10 protein-coding genes are annotated in these 15,624 nt (G+C 54.8%); 4 read left to right on the top strand and 6 right to left on the bottom strand.

Going from position 1 to position 15,624, the window contains the following annotated elements; genetic code table 11:
• The first annotated feature begins 60 nt into the window (after nucleotides 1-60).
• From CCHOA_RS05570 to CCHOA_RS05560, 3 genes are all read left to right on the top strand, one after another.
• On the top strand, nucleotides 61-1,308 hold the full coding sequence (locus CCHOA_RS05570; RefSeq protein WP_123927973.1) for a metallophosphoesterase family protein: 1,248 nt from the start codon (nucleotides 61-63) through the stop codon (nucleotides 1,306-1,308).
• A gap of 71 nt (nucleotides 1,309-1,379) precedes the next feature.
• Entirely contained in the window at nucleotides 1,380-4,163 is a 2,784-nt protein-coding gene (locus tag CCHOA_RS05565) for an AAA family ATPase (RefSeq protein WP_123927970.1), read from the top strand.
• Nucleotides 4,164-4,256: 93 nt separating this feature from the next.
• A complete protein-coding gene (locus CCHOA_RS05560; RefSeq protein WP_123927968.1) occupies nucleotides 4,257-4,451 on the top strand; it encodes a PspC domain-containing protein in 195 nt (64 codons plus the stop codon).
• 389 nt (nucleotides 4,452-4,840) lie between these two features.
• Here CCHOA_RS05560 and pgl read toward each other — a convergent pair whose 3' ends face one another.
• The 6 genes from pgl to tkt all read right to left on the bottom strand — a co-directional run bounded on the left by pgl (nucleotide 4,841) and on the right by tkt (nucleotide 13,620).
• Nucleotides 4,841-5,587: a 6-phosphogluconolactonase gene (pgl, locus tag CCHOA_RS05555; RefSeq protein ID WP_123927965.1), complete on the bottom strand. Its 747-nt coding sequence runs from the start codon at nucleotides 5,585-5,587 to the stop codon at nucleotides 4,841-4,843.
• A gap of 184 nt (nucleotides 5,588-5,771) precedes the next feature.
• Entirely contained in the window at nucleotides 5,772-6,746 is a 975-nt protein-coding gene (locus CCHOA_RS05550; protein ID WP_123927962.1) for a glucose-6-phosphate dehydrogenase assembly protein OpcA, read from the bottom strand.
• A 160-nt stretch (nucleotides 6,747-6,906) separates the two neighbouring features.
• Nucleotides 6,907-8,463, bottom strand: a complete 1,557-nt coding sequence (gene zwf / locus CCHOA_RS05545; protein ID WP_123927958.1) for a glucose-6-phosphate dehydrogenase — start codon at nucleotides 8,461-8,463, stop codon at nucleotides 6,907-6,909.
• A gap of 668 nt (nucleotides 8,464-9,131) precedes the next feature.
• On the bottom strand, nucleotides 9,132-9,524 hold the full coding sequence (locus tag CCHOA_RS05540; RefSeq protein ID WP_123927955.1) for a hypothetical protein: 393 nt from the start codon (nucleotides 9,522-9,524) through the stop codon (nucleotides 9,132-9,134).
• Nucleotides 9,525-10,149: 625 nt separating this feature from the next.
• A complete protein-coding gene (gene tal, locus CCHOA_RS05535; protein WP_123927952.1) occupies nucleotides 10,150-11,235 on the bottom strand; it encodes a transaldolase in 1,086 nt (361 codons plus the stop codon).
• Nucleotides 11,236-11,511: 276 nt separating this feature from the next.
• Complete coding sequence (gene tkt / locus CCHOA_RS05530) at nucleotides 11,512-13,620, bottom strand: transketolase (protein WP_164472402.1); 2,109 nt, start codon at nucleotides 13,618-13,620, stop codon at nucleotides 11,512-11,514.
• Between the two features lie 953 nt (nucleotides 13,621-14,573).
• Here tkt and CCHOA_RS05525 point away from each other — a divergent pair.
• A complete protein-coding gene (locus CCHOA_RS05525; protein WP_123927949.1) occupies nucleotides 14,574-15,497 on the top strand; it encodes a heme o synthase in 924 nt (307 codons plus the stop codon).
• Nucleotides 15,498-15,624 lie beyond the last annotated feature (127 nt).

Genomic DNA, 15,624 nt, shown 5'->3' with positions numbered 1-15,624 from the left:
TTACACCCGCATTGTTTGTTTCTACGCCCCGTCCGTTTCTCTCATATTTAGAGGCATCCCATGGCAACCGTGAAAATTTTGCACACCTCCGACTGGCAACTGGGCATGACGCGCAGGTTTTTTGCCTATCACCGCGATCCGTCGAAAGTGGCGGATAATCCGCAGGTGCGCTATACCCAAGCGCAGCTTGATGCGGTAAGAACGCTGGCAGCAATCGCCAAGGAAGAACAGTGTGACGCGGTGGTTGTTGCCGGCGACGTGTGGGATACCAACCATCTTGAACGGAATTTTCTCGCCAAAATTAAAGAAGCCCTGCGGCAGTTTTCCTGTCCAGTATTTCTTTTGCCAGGAAACCACGACCCGTTGAAAACGACCTATCCCCGGCAGATGCTTGAGGAGCTGTCGAATGTGCAGGTCATCGATTCGACGACGCCCTATACGTTGAGCGATTCGGTAGAGATCATTGGGGCACCGTTATACGGCAATAAGCCCACCAAAGACCCGGTGTGGCAGGCTGTGAAAGACCTTGAACCAACCGACAACATCCGGGTGGTGGTTGGGCACGGCACCACCACGAACTTTGGGGATCGCAGCGGTGACGAGATTATTGATGTGCAACGGTTAAGTGCGGCGATTGATGAGCAACGCATCAGCTATGTCGCTTTAGGGGATACCCACTCAGCAACCAAACTCAACCCCCAGGGCACCATTTGGTATAGCGGCGCCCCAGTAGTGACTGACTTTCTCAGGCTTCCTGATGGTGGCGGCGAAACCAATTCAGGGAAAGCACTCGTCGTCACGATCACAACCCATTCGGATCAGCCGACCTCGGTGGCGGTGGAAGAGAAAACCGTCAGCAATTGGCGGATGCACTACATCACCAAACAGATCAACGATGGGCAAGATGTGGCGGAGTTTGTGGATCTCCTCGAGTCCTATGAGGACAAACATGTCACTGTGGTGAAATACGCCCTGCAGGGGGTCGCCCCGGTGGCGGCGCATGCGCAGTTGGCGAGTCGCCTCGACGAACTCAAAGACCTCTTTGCCGTGCTGTATCCATCTGAGAATAGGCACCGGCTTGCAGTTGCCCCGACCCTCGAAGAGATCAATGATCTTAACCTGCCCGGATGGGCACGCAACGCCTTAGAGGAATTAATACACGCAGTCGATGACACACACAACGCTGCGCCGAGCATCGCCGAGCGCGACGATGATGAAATCGCTGCCGCTTCGCCACAGGATCAGGCCGGTAGGGCAACTGATGCAATTAATCTGCTGTTTCGTCTCTACAGTGAGCTGAATTCGTAGCTTGTTCAACCAGCTTGTCACTGTCGCATAGTTATCGTTTTAGCATCATCGTTTCAACAGGTGGGAACACAATGAAAATTCATCGACTCGAGATCCGCAATGTTAAAGGCATTGACAATTTCGTCCTTGCTGACATTCCCGATCATGGCGTGGTAGTTGTTTCGGGAAATAATGAGCTCGGCAAATCAACCGTCGTACGAGGTCTGCAATTATTGCTCGATGGCACGCCGCACACGAGCGGTAAGAAAGAAATCAAAGCGCTGCAACAGCGGCACCATCCAGATGCCAATCCGTTTATTAGCGCTGAGTTAACAGTCGGCCAGACGCGCTTCCGGGTAGAGAAGCAGTATCTTCGAAAAAAATATATCAAGCTGGAAATTCTGTCATATCCACCAGAAACACTCACGGACGACAAGGCAGAAAATCGACTGCAGCAACTGCTCGACGAGCATATGGACAGGGATCTGTTGCAGGCACTGTTTGTGCACCAGGGGGAGCTGGAGCAGGAAGTAAAAGTGAAAGATATTGCATCGATCACCACGATTCTTGGCGGTGCCGATGGTGATGCAGACAGCTCGACTGACGACACCCTGCTGCGGAAAGCACAGGATGAATTAGGCGAGTATTTCACTGAAAAAGGGCAAGAGCGAAGAGTTTTCAAATCGCTGCGGGACGCCATCGAAGAGGATGAACAGAAGCTTTCTGCACTCGCCGACAAGAAACAACAGTGGCAGCTCGCCGCAGAGAATGTGGAAGATGCACAAGTGCAAATCGCTGCAGCAGAGGATCAGCGGGAGCTCGCCAAAGCAGAGCTTGCTGAGTTGGAGCAGCAAGCCGCACAGGCTGTACAGCTGGAACTCAAGATTACGAAAGCCAAACAGCATGTTGTCGAGGAAAAACATCGCACCACTACAGCAGCAGAAAACGTTACTGCTTACACAGAAGCAGAGAAGGTAGCCGCAAATGCAGTCCAAGCTCTTGCAGATTTCGAAACCGAGCTTGTGCAAAAACAACAGGCGTTAGAGGAAGAACAAGCTCGCATCGAGCAGTTGACGCGTGCAAAGAAGAACCTTCGCACCACCACCGCCAACGTTGAAGCCGACCGCACCGTGTTGCAGGCTGCTAAAAATAGTGTGACTTGGACGCGTGAGGCTGCAGCAGCCGCCGAGGACACTGCCAAGATTGAAGAACTCATTGCCCAGGAGCGGGCGCTGCGCCGTGACATCGAAGACAATCCGGTGACTGAAACCATGTACGACGATGCGAAAAATTTGTGGCAGCGCCAACAAACTCTCAGCGAAGCGATTGCTGCCGCCTCACCAGAGTTACAGTTGCAGGCGGCTACACCTACTACTGTGCTCGTTGATGGCGCACCGCTTGAGCTTTCTGCCGGCGAAGATGCCAAGACGATCGAAGTACTTGATCCGACGACTGTGCAGATAGGCGAGGTCACCGCGACCATCACACCCCGAGACAGTGGTGATCGACGGGCTGAGAAACAGCGGATCGAAGAGGAACTTGCAGCAGTATTTGCCAGTGCTGGTGTGGAAACCTTTGCCGAGTTGCAGGCGCTGGGCATTGAGCGGATGAAGGCGGCGCAAGAACTCAGCAAAGTGGAATCGACGCGTCGATTCGCGCAGTCGGAAGATGGCGGTGATCAGCCGCGGGTGCGTTGTGAACGGCTGTTGCAGGCAATTGCCGATCTGCGGGTTTCACCCGGTGCAGTGCGCACCATTATTGAGCGGGATCCGGTACATCAGCCGCATGCAGCCACCGTAGAGCAGCTGCTAGATCGTATTGTGGATGCCACAGCTGCAGATTCGTCGTGGGAGAAGATTGCTCGCGACTTTCCGGAGTCATTCCGGGAGCAGCTAGCCGACGTTGAGAACTTGTTGCAGACAGTTCTCGATACTACTGAGCAACACAGCAGCCGTCTCGTAGCTGAGCTGGAAGCGGCCGAGGCGGAAGTTGAACAGGCATCGACTGCTCGCAGCGCAGAAAAAGCCTGGGATCAGGCAATTGGGCAAAAACAAGGGTTGGAACGCGATGTGGAACGCACCGCTATGCACTTGGCCGCGCTGGGGGACAAAATCCAGCTGGAGGCAGCACTTACCGAAGCCCAAGCGAAATTCGAGGCGGCGAAGGCATCCTTAGCAGTGCTAGAGAATGAACCATTGGCGAAAGAAATTGAGTCAATCAAAGGTGATAAGGCGGCTGTCACCACCGAATTGCACAATATTGAACAGCGTATTGAAGCTGCTCAATCCCTCCGCAACAAAGCAGAGGGGAGGTTGTCGACGCTTGATGCAGTCGCCGCCGAATATGACGATCTTCAGCAACAGTTGGATTCGCGCAGGCTTGATCTGGCACGCTTGGAGCGGTCTGCTGCTGCGGCCAAACTGTTGGTGGACACATTAACGTCTCACTTATCGCTTGTGCAGCAACGCTACAGCAAACCCTATTCGGAAGCGGTCAACAACCTGGCGAAAAACGTCTTCGGTGAAACATCGGAAGTCATTATTGACGAAGAGTCGTTGCAAATTCGTTCCCGCAGACTCGGTGACGAAGGACATGTTGAGGTCGAATACCTTTCTGATGGTGCACGGGAGCAGCTGGCACTAATTAACCGCTGCGCTATGGCGTCGATGGTTGCCTCCGATGCGAGTGCTATGCCGCTGATTATCGACGACCCATTGGGCAATTCCGACCGGAGGCGAATTCGCCGCATGAATCAGGTGCTCGCAGAAGTCGGGAAAGATTCGCAGGTGTTGATCTTCACCTGTGATCCGAGTCGTTTTGATGCGGTACCTGATGCTGTGCAATTACAATTCTCGGCGCTCACCCTCGGCGGGTAGCGGGAACTTTTCATTCGCAGGCGACGTTATCTTGACACGTAGGTGTGGATCTTATTGTTTCCAAGCCTACGTTTCTCACAGAAAGGCGTACCCATGTCTGATCTCATGAAACAGCCCCTGCACCGCAGCTCCACCAACAGCATGATCGGCGGGGTGTGCGGCGGCTTGGGTGAATCGTTTGGCATCGACCCGACTATCGTGCGACTGCTCTTTGTGTTGTCGATGTTGTTACCCGGACCGCAGGTGCTGATCTATCTCGTCATGTACGTCATTATTCCGCAGCGATAATAAGTACAGTGCAGTGACAGTGATGCAGGCTGTGTGCCTGCAACCGGCGATTATTGCTTGATGGCTGGCCGGTGTGGCATACGGCTCACCCTGAATCGACACAGCTATGCTGCTGCGCCACCGGCGTTGGTCAGCAGCGGCCACTGGTTCGGTTACGAAGGGGCAGCGGCAAGTGTGTCACTAGGGTGACAGCACCTGCCGCTGTTGCTATCGCAATCGATTTGCTCGCTCGTTGCTTTAGGAAGACTTCAGTCAACATCGCCGTGACGGGTGTTCATCACCAGACGATTGCACAGCTAACGAAGGCGCTCAATGCTCTAGCAATCGTCGATCGCGGCGTTTGCACATTGTTCGACATCTGTCCACGCAACCAGCACAGGTTCACGGTGTTAGGCGTGCTTAATCGCTGTCGCTGCGGCGGCGTCAACATATAATTTCGTTGCCACCCGGCCACGGGCACCGGCAACTGGCAGCGCAGCAGCATCTTCCCCCGCGAGCAGTCGACCAACTGCTTCTGCTTTGTCGTTGCCGGAAACAAGGAGCCACACCTCATTAGCGCTAGCAATAGCCGGGAACGTTAACGTGACCCGCTGCGCCGGGGGTTTCGGTGAATTGAGTTCTGCAGTAACCAGCACATCGGTGGTTGCGGTGGCCTGAGTATGCGGGAACAGCGAGTTGATATGCCCTTCACCGCCCATACCAAGCAAATGCACATCGAAGCCGTGTGGGGCAGTGCGCGCTAGCGTTGCCGCATATTGTGCGGCAGACGCTGCGGGGGTGATACCGCTAGTCGGCACAGGGTAGATATGCGCAGGATTCAAGCCACAGTGATCAAGTAAAGCTGCTTTTGCCTGTGCATAGTTTGATTCCGGATCATCGTGGGGCACAAACCGCTCATCGCCGAAGTAGCAAAACACCCGCTCCCGGTCGATAGTGTCGCTATCTGAGCCGTCAAGCAGTTCCCGCACCGCCGCCAAGGTGGCAATACCGGCAGTGCCACCGGTTAGCACAATGCGGGCAATATGATCGCCACCGATACCGCCACTGTGCTGTGCAGTGACAATCGCGGAAACAAGATCACGCGCAGCTTGTTGCGTAAGTTCGTCACGGGTAGGAAATTCAAGGACAGTAACCATGATGCTCCAGGGAAACAGATACGGGCTGGTGGGAAAAAGAAAGCAATCAACTGCGGTACTACACGGAAGGCAAAGCCGCGCAGAAGTGCTGCAAGAAGTCGTATAACGTTAATGTGACCACGTCGACACGGGAACCATCCAAGATGCAACGCTGCCGGAAGTGCATGGTCAAGCCTGACAGGACTTAGTGTTCGTGATGGTTTTCGTCAACATTCACCCGGTGCAGTCCGCGCAAAGCATGTGCATAGGTATCATCCGGGGCAAGATGACGCAGTTCCTCGGCGATACAATCCGTTAACGTGCGCGGACTTAACGCCACAAGTGAGGTTCGCTGCGTTGCGGTATTAGCAACCTCAACAGTGTGCGGTCCTACTACCCGGATGGTAATGGTGGAAGATTCCCGATGAAACACCAGCTTAGTGTAGGGCAGTAGTTCTTCACCTTCATCATTGGTGGGCACCATCGGTTCATCGGTGCCGATGCGGGTGACCGGTGCTTGGATACGATCGGCGAGCCAACCAGCACACAAACACACGGAAGGATTATTGCCAGGACCGGTAAGTTCAATCGCGGTAATCGATTCATGTGGCGGTTCATCCAAGGTGGAAGCCACCAATCCACGCCACGCAGTAGCAGCAGACCAGGCAATATCTGAATCCCCTGGGGCGTAATGTTCCCCGCGCATCGTCAACGCATGCACCTGATCGGCGTGCAGCGAATCAGTGATACGCCGCTGCGCCAGCTGTCCGATCGGATCCTGTGCCACATTTGCTGGCGCCCGGTTTGGCCACCACGCCACAATCGGTGTGTCCGGCAGCAGTAGTGGAGTAACGATCGCTGCGAGATGATCACTCGCCGCGCCATGAATCGTTAACGCAACAATCTCTGAAGCACCAGCGTGCCCGCCGATACGGATCTCTGCATCAAGGGTCGGCTCGGCATCCATTTCATCATCGGGCAGTAACAAAATCACCCGCGATGGATGCTCTCGGGATGCTTCCGTAACCGCTTCAACAATCGCCGTCGTATCGTCACCGGCATGAGCGACCACAATCAGTGTCAACACGCGACCGACCGCGATCTGGCCGTGCTCCTCACGAATGGTCACCAACCGTTTCGCAACCTCTTGGGTGGTGGTGTTAGCAAGCGAGAAAATCATCGAGCTCTTCTTTCAGAAAAAACCGGATACCGGGACGGGGCGAACAATAAAACCATGGTGGCGTTATCTGTGACTGCAGCTGTACATCGTCGGGCCTGTTGTTGGATGCGCTGCAGGTCGCCGACGCAAAGCCGTAGCAACGCTGCGGATTCCTGCCACACTATGGTCGACGCCAGGCGCGGCCGTCACGGGCAAGCATCCGATCAGCAGATTTCGGCCCCCATGTTCCGGCCTTATATTGTTCGGGTGCCCCATGTTCAGCCCAATAGTGCAAAATCGGGTCGAGGATCTGCCACGACAGTTCCACTTCCTCATTGGTGGGGAAAAGAGAGGATTCGTCGAGCAGGGCATCAAGAATGAGCCGTTCATAGGCTTCCGGGGACTGTTCGGTAAACGCCTCGGAATACGAGAAGTCCATATTGACGTCGCGAACTTCCATAGCAGAACCCGGGATCTTCGAACCGAAACGCATCAACACCCCCTCATCGGGTTGCACCCGAATCACCACCGCATTATTGCCTAACGCGCCGGTCATGGTGTCCGCAAACGGCTCGTGGAGTGCTCGTTTAAACACGATCGCAATTTCGGTGACACGCCGCCCTAACCGTTTACCGGTGCGAAGATAGAACGGAACCCCTGCCCATCGGCGAGTATTCACACTCAACGTGCAGGCTGCAAAGGTTTCCGTTTTCGAGGCAGGATCAAAACCCTCTTCCTCGGTGAGTCCCACCACCGGCACAGAGCCTTGCCATCCTGCGGTGTATTGGCCACGGGCGGTGGTTTTCGCCAATGGCGCCACCGGGGTAGTAGCGCGCAGCACCTTGATTTTTTCGGTCTGCAACTCAGTGGGGGTGAGTGAAATCGGTTCCTCCATGGCCACCAGAGCAAGCAGTTGCAGCAGATGGTTTTGAATCACATCGCGCGCTGCACCAATACCGTCATAGTAGCCAGCCCGACCACCCAAGCCCATGTCCTCGGCCATGGTGATCTGCACATGATCCACATAGTGGGCATTCCACAATGGATCAAACAGCTGATTGGCAAAGCGCAGCGCCAAAATATTCTGCACCGTTTCTTTGCCCAGATAATGATCGATACGGAACACCGAATCTTCATCAAAGACGGCGTTCACGGTCGCGTTCAACGCTTTCGCCGACTCGAGATCGTGGCCAAAAGGTTTTTCAATAATCACCCGTCGCCAAGCACCCTCTGGTGCTTCAGCAAGTTGGGCACGCTGCAACTGGTGGCACACCGCAGAGAAACTATCCGGCGGAATGGAAAGATAAAACGCCCAGTTGCCGGCGGTGCCACGATCCTGATCGCAGCGCGACATCGTCTCCGCAAGCGTGTCAAACGCTTTGTCGTCGTCAAATGAGCCGGTGACAAAAATAAAACCTTCGGCCAGCCGTTCCCACACTGTGGCGTTGAATTCTGTACGGGCGCCCTCTTCCACTGCGCGACGTACATAGTCAGTGAACTCTTCATGACTCCAGTCACGGCGACCAAACCCGATACAGCTAAACCCTGGGGGCAGCAGCCCGCGATTGGCAAGATCATACATCGCCGGCAACAGCTTTTTTCGAGCCAGATCACCGGTAACGCCGAAAATCACCAGTCCGGAAGGACCTGCAATCCTTGGTAGTCGCTTATCACGACTATCGCGCAGCGGGTTACGCCAGCCGGCTTGAGGTGACGAACCGGATTTCGAGGGACTCACAAACAACTCCAGAATTGATAACTATGCGGGAAACAAACCCGCCTAAAAACAGTGGTAGAACTGGCAGCAATGCGGCGAATGCACAGCACCTTCAAGAAGCAGGAAAAGGGACAACACAATCCGCACGACGGTGATGTTCGGGGATGCGCGGCAGCAATCTAGACCAGCATCACAGGCAACCTACACCGGTATTGAAAAACCAATCGTGGTCAAAGGCAATTGACCGTATCGCAGTGCGTGAGTGTTCTACCCTTGCGAAGCAGAAGCAGGTAACTGCGTAATTCTATCAGGAAAAGGTAATACTTTGGGCATCACTGCAGGCTAAGTGCAGTTACGGATCCGCCGGTGAAGAATTGATCACTATAGCACGGCTGCCACCACTGGCAGTGACCATTGGATGCGATTCACGGCAACATGGTGGCATTGCATATGCCGTCTTGACTCCCCAAGGCAAGATTGGAAAGCGGGGAATCCCAGTTTTTTCGTACCGTGGAAAATTCGACAGTAAACAGCGATGTGGCTGCACAGCTCACACTGTGCAGCCACGAATATCACTGGGATAGATTTGTCAGGTGCAGGGTGCACAAGCCTCGGGGAGGGGTTGCACCAGCAGCCCAGAAGGGGCAGTTTTTCGGCACAAGCCGTAACGCGGATTCCCGTACCTGGAACTACTTGCCGCCATCCTTTTGCGCGTTGTCGTTAACAACAACCTTGGTGCCGTTTTCATCCTTGGTTGCAGAAACGTTGAAGTCGAAGGACGACAGATCGTTGTAATCCTTGCCGGAAGAACCAGTGATCCTATCGCTTGAAGAGTTGCTCTTGGTGGAAGATCCATTGTCAGAAGAGTCAGCGCCACCCAGCAGCAGTGTAGCGATACCGATACCAGCCGCAATAGCCAGCAGCGTCGGCAGAATAGCATTGGTGGAAGAACCCCACACAAATGCAGGTCCTGGCAGTGGAGCAGGAGCTGGTGCAGGTGCCGGTGCTGGTGGCTGAGCCGAAGCAGGAGCAACAAAGGACAGGGAGCAGGCAACTGCGGTAGCAGCTGCAAGAGCTTTCATAGAAGCGCGCATAATCGAAGCGACTCGCTTTCTTAAATTCATTGGTGTTGCAATACAGCCAGGGAAAACCCTATTCCGATCATTGATGTGATACCGGTTGGCAGGGCACCTGCGGTGAAAAGAGTTTACGCAGCCTAGTGCACAAACCACAGGCAACTATTTCGCCGCAAAAAGAGTAAATTTCCAGGAAATAAACTCGTCTCATTGGTGCTGACACTAGGCAGCGGTTTGCACACAAAAGACCGCCCGCAAATTCTGTGCCAGCGGCGTAGAGCAACAACACAGGGAAGGATAAACACGGTTATCATCAGTGCGAAGAAAGCAAAAGCAGCAAAGCTAAGCGGCAACGATGATCATCGTTGTAGGTGTCACCGATGCTGCAGGTGCTGCAGGCCAGAAATTCCTCGCTGTGACGGAACCGTGTGACAGTTGTCGTGTTTAGATTAGCGGGCGAGCCGGGGGAACGGAAACTGTTTCACCGATCAGTGAGGAAAAAAACTTATCCGACACGGTTTGATCCGGTCAGTTCACTCCGCCCGGCGGTGCGCCGCAACGCTTCCTGATAAATGTCGGAACCACCCCGGCAAGATGCCGGGCTCTTGCCGGCGGAACCGATCAGGAGAGGCTACTGAGCGAGACGAGTTTCCATATTGGCAAGCAGCGACTCCCAGGAATCCACAAACTTTTCCACGCCTTCTTGTTCCAGCTTGGTGAACACTTCTTCAAAGTTGATGCCAACTTCCCCAAGCTGCTCGAAGATACGCAGGGATTCTTCAGCGGTGCCGGTCAAGGTATCGCCGTGGACTCGCTTCGCTGCCAAAGTCGCATCGATGGTTGCTTCTGGCATGGTGTTGACGGTGTCCGGTCCGGCCAGCTCCACCACGTACATATCTTGGGGATAGTCCGGATTCTTCACCCCAGTCGATGCCCACAACAGACGCTGCATATTTGCTCCTGCTGGCAGCTGATTTTCGGCAACAAAGTCGAGATAAACCTGATACGCCCGACGTGCATTAGCAATACCTGCTTTGCCCTGCAAGGCGAGTGCCTCCGGGGTACCGATGGCTGCTAGCCGTGCATCAACTTCCGCATCAAGCCGGGAAACAAACACCGATGCCACCGAATGAATCTTGGAAACATCGTGGCCATTTTCGGCGGCTTGCGTAATGCCATCAGCAAACGCCTGCAGTACCTGTCGGTAGCAGGCAATCGAGAAGATCAGGGTGACATTGACCGAAATGCCTTCGCTTAACGCCGCTGTGATTGCCGGAAGGGAACCTTCGGTAGCCGGAATCTTAATCATGACCCCCGGCCGGTCGACCTGTTTGGCAAGTTCACGTGCCTGCGCCAGGGTGCTTTCCGCATCATCACTAATCCGCGGATCAACTTCAATGGAAACCCGGCCATCCCGACCGTCAGTACGGGCAAACACATCGGCGAAAACATCGCAGGCACGACGAACATCATCGACTGCCATGGCATACACCGCATCAACCGGTGCGCAGTTTGCTGCTTGAAGCTCGGCGATCTGGGCATCATAGGCAGTGCCTTGCGACATGGCAGTTGCAAAAATAGCGGGGTTAGTGGTGACACCAACAATCGATTTGGTGTCAATAAGTTCAGCTAAATTGCCGGAATCAAGGCGATCCCGCGACAAGTCGTCCAGCCAAGTAGCGGTGCCAAGTTGTTGTAAATCGTCAATAGCAGTCATGGATAAACCAGGATCCTTTGAAAATAATGAAAACGAAGTTTAGTACGGCTTCGCCGGCACCTATAGTGCTGGCGAAGCGATGGTGTGCGGCAGTCGAACCGCGTTAGTTAAAGCCGGTGGCCCGCCAGGTTGGTGATGATGAACCCACCGCATCCTGAAGCGCACTATCGCGGAAGAAGTCGCAGCCGCATACAGCGAAAGGCTGAAAACTGGAAGGACAATCCGCTGCCGCTGGAAGCGGATTGCTTCCCGGAGCGGCAGCGGAGAGCATCACCCCTATTGTGCGGGGCACACCGTCGTGTTTGCGATCGACTGCTTTGCTTTGGCGACCACATTTTCCGCAGTAAAGCCATACTTTTCGAAGAGACGGTCAGCAGGTGCACTTTCGCCGAAGTGCTCCAAGGAAACAGCTTCACCGAAAGCGCCCAGCAGGCGATACCACGGCATTGCGATACCGGCCTCAACTGTGACTCGGGCACGAACCTCGGCGGGCAGCACCGACTCTTGGTATTCGGCTGGCTGCTCTAAGAACCAGTCAAGACATGGCATCGATACCACCCGGGCGGACACGTTTTCTTGCTGCAACTGTTGCTGGGCAGCGATTGCAAGCTGCACCTCGGAACCGGAGGCGATCAGCAGCACATCTGGGGTACCGGCACAGTCGCTGAGCACATACCCGCCGCGAGCGACACCGTCGGTAGCGAGCTCTTTCGTGCCTTCCAAAACAGGAAGATTTTGCCGGGACAATGCCAAGGCCTTCGGTGATGGACGATATTCCAACACCGCTTTCCAAGCTGCTGCTGTTTCATTCGCGTCCGCAGGACGAACCACTGAAACGTTGGGAATCGCACGCAATGATGCGAGCTGTTCCACTGGCTGGTGGGTTGGCCCATCTTCGCCCAAGCCGATGGAGTCATGTGTCCACACATAGTAGGCGTCGACACCCATCAAGGCTGCAAGCCGCACAGCGGGGCGCATGTAGTCCGAGAAAATAAGGAACGTGCCGCCGTAGGCGCGGGTGCCACCATGCAAGCTGATGCCGTTAATGATTGCGCCCATGGCATGTTCCCGAATACCGAAGTGAAGATTTCGACCGTAGGGGGAAGTCGACCATGTATCGGTGGTAATCGCGGTAGGGCCGAAGCTCGGATTGTTTTTGATAACCGTGTTATTCGAACCAGCCAGGTCTGCGGAACCACCCCACAGTTCCGGCAGGGTAGCACCGAGGGCTTGCAGACATTGTTCGCTTGCCGAACGGGTAGCGATACCCTTCGGATCTGGGTCAAACGATGGCAAACCAGCAGCAAAGTCTTCCGGCAGAGTGCGGCTGTTAATCCGATCAAACAGTGCAGCCTGCTCAGGGTTTGCCTCTTGCCACTGTTGGAAGCGAGAGTTCCAGGCATCGTGTGCAGCTTTGCCGCGTTCAACAAGCTTACGAGTGTGAGCGAGCAGCTCATCGTCAACAGGGAAGTCGACCCGCGGATCAAATCCCAATGCTTGCTTTGTTGCTGCCACTTCATCGGCGCCAAGCGCTGCACCGTGCGAAGCACCAGTGTTCATCTTATTTGGCGCAGGATAGCCGATAACCGTCCGTAGGCGGATGAGTGTGGGGCGTTCCGTGTCGCTTTTCGCCTGTTCGATAGCGTCGACGATGGCAGCCACATCTTCGCCACCTTCGACTTCCAATACCTGCCAGTTGTAGGCACGGTATCGAGCCGCAACATCTTCGGTGAATGCAATCTGGGTGTCGTCTTCGATGGAGATTCGGTTATCGTCCCAGATAACGATGAGATTGCCCAGCGCCTGGGTGCCTGCCAGCGAACATGCTTCCGCAGTTACCCCTTCCTGCATGTCACCGTCGGAGGCAATGCAGTAAATCCAGTGGTCAAACACTGATTCGCCGGCGGCGGCCTGGGGATCAAATAAGCCGCGTTCGCGGCGTGAAGCCATGGCCATACCCACCGCGGAGGCAAGCCCTTGACCGAGCGGGCCGGTGGTAATCTCTACGCCCTTGGTGTGGCCATATTCAGGATGGCCTGGGGTGAGTGCACCTTCGGTGCGCAAGTTTTTAATATCGTCTAACTCAAGACCGAAACCGCCATAGAACAGTTGAATGTACTGCGTGAGCGAGGAATGGCCGCAAGACAGCACAAACCGGTCGCGACCAACCCACTTCGGATCAGCTGGATCGTGCACCATGATTTTCTGGTACAGCGTGTATGCCAGCGGGGCTAAGGACATGGCGGTACCGGGATGTCCGGAGCCACAGCGCTGTACCGCGTCGGCTGCCAAAATACGGGCTGCGTCAACCGCTTTGGTGTCAAGATCTGACCAGTCAGCGGGATAGCTGCGCTGGGTCAGTTCGGCAATATTGGTTTCAGTCACGATGTGATCCTTCTACCTTGTTTATTCCTTGATCCGGCTGGATACAGGAGCAGACGAAAATGTGTCCTAGCCATCTTATCGTCTCTGAGGGTTGCCCGTGCGACAGCATGGCAGCAAGGTGCGGGAAGTCTCACTTGTGATGAGAAGAATGCGGCATGTGACAAGCTGCCGACTGCTGCCCACAGTCGGATTCGCGCCTGGCGGAATTGTTGGCTACCAGCGAGATGATCCCTGGTGTCGACGTTGCTTTCAGAGTTTGCCAGCCCCAACAGGCAGTTCAGGTGAAACGCTGCAGGAATTTTTGGCGGGAGAGGTGCTTAACAAATTCCAGAGCCGCCCGCGATAGTGCCGAAGCGACAAGGTACAAGCCTTGATATATCTGCTGGAGGGGCAGGTAGGTGGGGTGGATGTGTCGCCGTTCGCGCGTGGAAGCCTGCCCATATGGGGGTGAATTCGTGGGGTCTGTCCTGCGAAAGATCTCAGTGGCAACAGAAAAAGTTTTTTCAACTGGCAGACTCGCCGCGCATTGCTTTCACCCGGTGGAAAGTTTCCACTATGGTGGAAGCCTGTAGCTTTTCGCCCGGACTCAAGCATCGCAGATACTGCAGATACTAGAGGATGTGCTGATGTTGTTTGCGGCGGATAAGGAACACACTGTTGTGACACCTTGCACCAGCAGCTCCCGCCTGGTGAAAGAGTTTGCGACAATAAACCAACACGAAGGTAGGCGTTGTCGAAACAATCACTTCGGCAACACAATCAGTCGTTTCAACAAATAACGTGTATGAGTCATGGCTCGGGGCGATCGGCTGGATCGTATCCAGTCGCCACCCCAAGTCATAGACGAACACGGGTCATAGCCAGTCAGTTGTCCTAGAGATTGCAGCAGTGACGTGCGGTACGCCCTAGGGATCCTGCGACTATGGCACAGAGTAATGGTGTGAGGAAGTTTCTTGGAAACAATCAGGTCCTACTTCGCGTTGACGAAGCCGCGGGTCATTGAGCTGTTGCTGGTGGCTTCCTTTCCAGCAATGCTGCAAGCCGATCGCGGAGCAAACCATGTGGGTTTGATTCTGGCAACAGTGATCGGCGGTTGGATGGGTGCAGCTGCAGCGAACACGTTCAACATGATCGCCGACAGTGACATTGACCAAAAGATGCGCCGCACACAGCGGCGTCCTTTGGCGGCTCATACGGTGACTAATCAACAAGCGACGGTCTTCGCCTGGAGTTTGACTGTGGCCAGCTTCCTCTGGCTGTGGCTGCTGTGCGGATCATTGCTGGCTGCTGTGTTCGTGATGATCACCATCGCGTTTTATATTTTCGTCTACACCAAATGGCTGAAGCGCTCTACTCCGCAAAATGTGGTGTGGGGTGGGGCAGCTGGATGTATGCCTGTCATGGTGGGGTGGGCGGTCATCGTTGATCATCTGCCTGATGGCGAACCGCATCGATGGTGGCAGGCTGCGGTGCTGTTTATGGTGATTTTCTTCTGGACGCCACCACATACCTGGGCGTTGGCGATGAAATATAAGGACGACTACGCCGCCGCTGGTGTTCCGATGATGCCGGTAGTTCGTCCACCGGCGGTAGTTACGAAACAGATTGTGCTCTACACGTGGGCGACGGTAGCCACCACTTTGCTTCTGCTCCCTGCCGCAGGTCTGCTGTACGGAGTGGTTGCTATCGGTGCGGGGATTTGGTTTATTGTGCGGGCACACATGCTGCACAAGGGGGTGCTGCAAGGGATTGAAGTCCAGCCGATGAAGTTGTTCCTGCTTTCCAACAATTATTTGGCGATTGTGTTTGTCGCCTTATCGGTGGATGCATATATCAATCTGCCGCTGCTCGGTGATGTGCTCACCGGGATTATGTGACAGCTTGCTGGGTTCCCTTGTGTTGTGCAAGGGGCAGGCACTGCTTTTGCGCTGTGCTGGCACAAATAGCTAACACCACCTCTGTGCGACCGCGAACTGGCGGTGTCACAGAGGTGGTTTTTCGTAT

The organism is Corynebacterium choanae (assembly GCF_003813965.1).
In the GTDB taxonomy this organism is placed as follows: Bacteria; Actinomycetota; Actinomycetes; order Mycobacteriales; family Mycobacteriaceae; genus Corynebacterium; species Corynebacterium choanae.
The sequence above is the reverse complement of the archived record's forward strand: the minus strand, read 5'-3'. Positions and strand labels throughout refer to the sequence as shown.

Bases quoted from the DNA above. Each gene is read 5' to 3' on its own strand.
- CCHOA_RS05570 (WP_123927973.1), top strand. From the start codon at position 61: ATGGCAACCGTGAAAATTTTGCACACCTCCGACTGGCAACTGGGCATG.
- CCHOA_RS05565 (WP_123927970.1), top strand. From the start codon at position 1,380: ATGAAAATTCATCGACTCGAGATCCGCAATGTTAAAGGCATTGACAAT.
- CCHOA_RS05560 (WP_123927968.1), top strand. From the start codon at position 4,257: ATGTCTGATCTCATGAAACAGCCCCTGCACCGCAGCTCCACCAACAGC.
- pgl (WP_123927965.1), bottom strand. From the start codon at position 5,587: ATGGTTACTGTCCTTGAATTTCCTACCCGTGACGAACTTACGCAACAA.
- CCHOA_RS05550 (WP_123927962.1), bottom strand. From the start codon at position 6,746: ATGATTTTCTCGCTTGCTAACACCACCACCCAAGAGGTTGCGAAACGG.
- CCHOA_RS05540 (WP_123927955.1), bottom strand. From the start codon at position 9,524: ATGAAAGCTCTTGCAGCTGCTACCGCAGTTGCCTGCTCCCTGTCCTTT.
- tal (WP_123927952.1), bottom strand. From the start codon at position 11,235: ATGACTGCTATTGACGATTTACAACAACTTGGCACCGCTACTTGGCTG.